The 4,143-nt window shown below is 64.0% G+C and carries 3 protein-coding genes and 1 pseudogene; 3 read left to right on the top strand and 1 reads right to left on the bottom strand.

Annotation, left to right across the window (positions count from 1 at the left end; genetic code table 11):
• Both BMZ02_RS18605 and BMZ02_RS18600 read left to right on the top strand, forming a co-directional pair.
• The coding region (locus BMZ02_RS18605; protein ID WP_139209273.1) for a methyl-accepting chemotaxis protein at positions 1-215 on the top strand (215 nt) is incomplete at its 5' end.
• Positions 216-472: 257 nt separating this feature from the next.
• A complete protein-coding gene (locus tag BMZ02_RS18600; protein ID WP_216110960.1) occupies positions 473-2,254 on the top strand; it encodes a monovalent cation:proton antiporter-2 (CPA2) family protein in 1,782 nt (593 codons plus the stop codon).
• Here BMZ02_RS18600 and BMZ02_RS18595 read toward each other — a convergent pair.
• A complete protein-coding gene (locus BMZ02_RS18595) occupies positions 2,189-2,572 on the bottom strand; it encodes a hypothetical protein (protein ID WP_091646581.1) in 384 nt (127 codons plus the stop codon). The genes BMZ02_RS18600 and BMZ02_RS18595 overlap by 66 nt on opposite strands.
• Before the next feature lie 121 nt (positions 2,573-2,693).
• Here BMZ02_RS18595 and BMZ02_RS18590 point away from each other — a divergent pair.
• A pseudogene (locus tag BMZ02_RS18590) lies at positions 2,694-4,057 on the top strand (IS5 family transposase).
• Positions 4,058-4,143 lie beyond the last annotated feature (86 nt).

Here is a 4,143-nt window from a genome sequence, read left to right as displayed (position 1 = left end):
CGAAAGCGCGGCAGATGAAGCGCAAGCGGCGGATGACCAAACGGCTCAAGACGTACCTGGGCCGGGTGACCCGCGACATCGAGCGCAAGATCGAGAGCATTCGCAGCGTCTCCGATGAGTCTGCGCAGGGTGCCGGCCAGACGGCTCAGGCCAGCGAAGAGCCGGCCCGTCTCTCCGAACGGCTCAACCGCTTGGTGGGGCAGTTCCGCATCTGATGCTCCCCGGTGCGGCGTGAGTGGCACGCCGCACCGGGGTGAACTGCTGGAAACCATGGAGTAGGTAGACTTCGACCAGCGCAGCCGTGAGCGCGTCGCGCGCATCATCGAACGCCGCATCCAGCAGCGTCCGTGACTGTCCCGCCGTGCTTGGTATGATTGCGACGAAATGTTGCAGGGCGCACGGCTGCGCTCCCCCTGTGCTGTTGTCCGCACGACAAGGTCGAACAACCCTCCCGAGGATGTTTCCAGTGGAAATGAGTTTGCTGTTGAACGTGCTGATCTTCCTGGTTGCGGCCGTGATCCTGGTTCCGGTGTTCAAATGGCTGGGGCTCGGGGAAGTGCTGGGCTACCTGGCTGCCGGCGTGGTCATTGGGCCGTCCTTACTGGGGCTGGTGCCGGGGCCGGAGGACGTGCTCCAGTTTGCGCAGGTCGGCATCGTCTTCCTGCTGTTCGTGATCGGCCTGGAGCTGAAACCCTCCCGTCTGCGGACCATGCGCAAGCCGCTGTTCGGGTTTGGCAGTCTGCAGGTGCTGATCACGTCGCTGGTGCTGTGCGGCCTGGCCTGGGCGCTGGGTCTCCCTCCGGCGGCCGCGGTCATCGTCGGCTTCAGCCTCGGTCTGTGCTCCACCCCGTTGGTGCTTCACCTGCTCGCCGAGCGGGGCGAACTGCAGACCCGCCATGGACGTAACGCGTTCGCACTACTCCTGTTTCAGGATCTTGCGGCCATCCCCGTGCTGGCGCTGATCCCCGTCCTCGCCGCCGGGGCGCTGATTACGGACGAACCGTTCCAGCTGGTGCTGGAAGTGCTGCTCGCCGTGGGGGCGTTTCTTGTTCTGATTGTCGGTGGCCGGTATCTGTTGCGACCGCTGTTCCGGCTTGCGGCCGGGGCGGGGAGCCGCGAGGTATTCGCAGGCGCCGCGCTCGCCGTGGTGATCGGTTCCGCGCTATTGATGGATTTCGCCGGGCTGTCGATGGCCCTGGGGGCGTTCATCGCCGGTGTGCTGCTGGCGGATTCCCAGTATCGGCACGCCATCATGGCGGACATCGAACCCTTCCGGGGGCTGTTGCTGGGCCTGTTCTTCATGGCGGTGGGCATGACCGCCGAAATCCAGCTCTTGCTGGATATCCCGTTGACGATCTTCGGGCTGACTGCCGGGTTGCTGGTGGTGAAGGCGCTGACCATTGCCATGGCGGCAAGACTCTACCGGTTGTCCTGGCGGGAAAGCGCGGATATGGGCGTGCTGCTTTCCCAGGGCGGCGAGTTCGGTTTCGTGCTGCTCACCGCCGCGGTCGGTGCACGGTTGCTGGGGCAGGAGCTGGTCGATACGTTGATTCTGGTGGTGTCGTTGTCCATGGCCGCAACGCCGCTTCTGGTGATCGTCGCAAGGCGCTGGCTGCAGCGGCTTGATGGTGCGCCAGCACAATCACGCCCGTATGACGTGCCGAAGGCGCAGTCCCCGAAGGTGGTGATCGTTGGATTCGGACGGTTCGGGCAGATCGTCGGGCGCGTGCTCCAAGGACTGGCAATCCCCTATACCGTGCTGGACATCAACGCCGAGCAGGTGGATTTTGTCCGGCGTTATGGAAACAAGGCGTACTATGGCGACGCAGAAAGGCTGGATATCCTGCAGGCCGTGGGTATCGAAGACGCCCGAGTGCTGGTGCTCGCCATCGGCGATGTCGAGGCGTCCATGCGGGTGGCGCAGTTGGTGCGTGAGCATTATCCCGATCTGAAGCTTCTCGCCCGCGCGCGGGACCGCTATCACGCGCACCTGTTGATGAGGGCGGGTGTGAGTGGCCTCGTGCGGGAAACGCTCCACTCCAGCCTGGTGCTCACCCGGGATCTCCTTGTGGATCTCGGGGTGCGACGCAGTGAGGCGGAGCGGGCCGTGGAGACGTTCCGCGAGCACGACGAAGCCACACTGCGCCGGCAGTTGGCGGTCTTCGGCGATGAGCAGAAGCTGATCCAGTCACAGCACGAAGCGGCGAGTGAACTGCAGACGCTGTATCAGGCGGATGCCGAGAACCGCGAGTAGCACGCGCCGCCGGTCTACTCGTTGACCGGCGTGCGGAAGTGCTCGTCCTAGGCGTTCCACTTCCGTGTCGATGTCCTCGTCCGGCTCCACGTCGCTGCTCTCCAGGCGGTGTTGCGCCGTGGGCAGTCGGATCTCGAACTCGACGCCGTTGATGTTGAGCGGTTCGATGCTGACCCGGTGCGCCTTGCGCTTGGGGGCGTAGTCCAGTCGCCAGTGCGGGCGCTCCGGGTGGGCCGTGTCGAAGTGGCGCTGCTTGCCGCTGGCGGCGAAGTCGTCCAGGCGCTGGGTGTCGTCGCTGTCCTCCGGGGTGATCTCCACGCTCTTCGAAAAACTCGTAACCCTCTGACGTGTGGGAGGTTGCGGCATTTCTCGGCATTCTGAAATTGCCGGTTTTTGGTATCCTCAGGGCAGTTTCCCTGCAATAACGGACGGGTGTTCGATGGGGCCTCGGGACGAGCGGCACACGCCACAGGACGATCTCTTCCGCAGCGAGCTGGTGAACCTGATCGATCCGCGCCACCCGCTGGTGAAGCTCGCTGACCGCATCGACTGGTCGGTGTTCGAGCGCGAGTGGAGCGAACTGTTTGCCTCGCCGACCCGGCCGACCCGCGGCGCCGTCACGGTTGATCGCTGGACTCCTCTACCTGCAGCACGCCTACAACCTCTCCGACGAGGCCGTTGTCGAGCGCTGGGTGGAGAATCCGTACATGCAGCACTTCTGCGGCGAGAAGTACTTCCAGCACGAGTTTCCGATTGATCCCTCATCGCTGACGCGCTGGCGCCAGCGCATCGGCGAGGAAGGCGTTGAACTGCTCTTGGCCGAGAGACCGTCGAGGTCGCCAGGCGAGAGGGCGTGGTGAAACGCCAGAGCCTGGAGCGGGTGACCGTCGACACCACCGTCCAGGAGAAGGCGATCACGTACCGACCGATGCCAAGCTCTACGCCCGAGGGATCCGGAACCTGACCCGGCTCGCGCAGCAGCATGGTGTTCCACTGCGCCAGAGCTATGCCCGCAAGGCGCCGGAAGCGCTGTTGATGGTCAACCGCTACGCGAAAGCGCGGCAGATGAAGCGCAAGCGGCGGATGACCAAACGGCTCAAGACGTACCTGGGCCGGGTGACCCGCGACATCGAGCGCAAGATCGAGGGTGCGCCCGAGAACATCCAGGTGGCATTCCGCGAACCACTCCATCGCGCCAACCGACTGCTGAATCAGACCCGCAAGAGCAAGAACAAGCTGCTGTCCTGGCACGCCCCGGAGGTCGAGGTCATCGGCAAGGGCAAGGTGGCCAAGCCCTGGGAGTTCGGCGTGAAGGTCTCTGTTGCCGTCACGAACAGAGAGAGCTTTGTCGTTGGCTGCCGCTCCATGCCGAATAACCCGTTCGATGGCCACACTCTGGCCGAGACGCTGGAGCAGACCGAGATCCTGAGTGGTGTGGCACCGAAGCGCTGCTATGTGGGTCGTGGTTACAAGGGCGCGGCCATTCCCGGTGTCCAGATCTTCCGTTCCGGCCAGAAGCGCGGCGTGAACACGCGCACCCTGAAGCGGGAGCTCAAACGCCGCAGCGCTGTCGAGGCGGTGATCGGGCACATGAAAACCGACGGCCGAATGGATCGCTGCCGGCTGAAAGGTGCGCTGGGTGATGCGCTCAACGCCGTGCTGGTTGCTGCCGGACACAACATCCGGCTACTGCTACGGGCCATGGCAGCTCTTTTGCGCCGTTTACTGGGCCAACTTCTGGTAGTGATCGGTGCTGGAAACCAGGCACGGGACTTCAATCCCTCAATGCGGGCCGCCGCATAACGGGTTATTCAGGACGGACTATTTCCTCAAACGATCCAAAGCCGCCTGCCACCCCTGAGCCCTTGAGCGTCCGCTTTGATTCCCAG

It is taken from the genome of Aquisalimonas asiatica (genome assembly GCF_900110585.1).
Classification (GTDB): domain Bacteria; phylum Pseudomonadota; class Gammaproteobacteria; order Nitrococcales; family Aquisalimonadaceae; genus Aquisalimonas; species Aquisalimonas asiatica.
The sequence above is the reverse complement of the archived record's forward strand: the minus strand, read 5'-3'. Positions and strand labels throughout refer to the sequence as shown.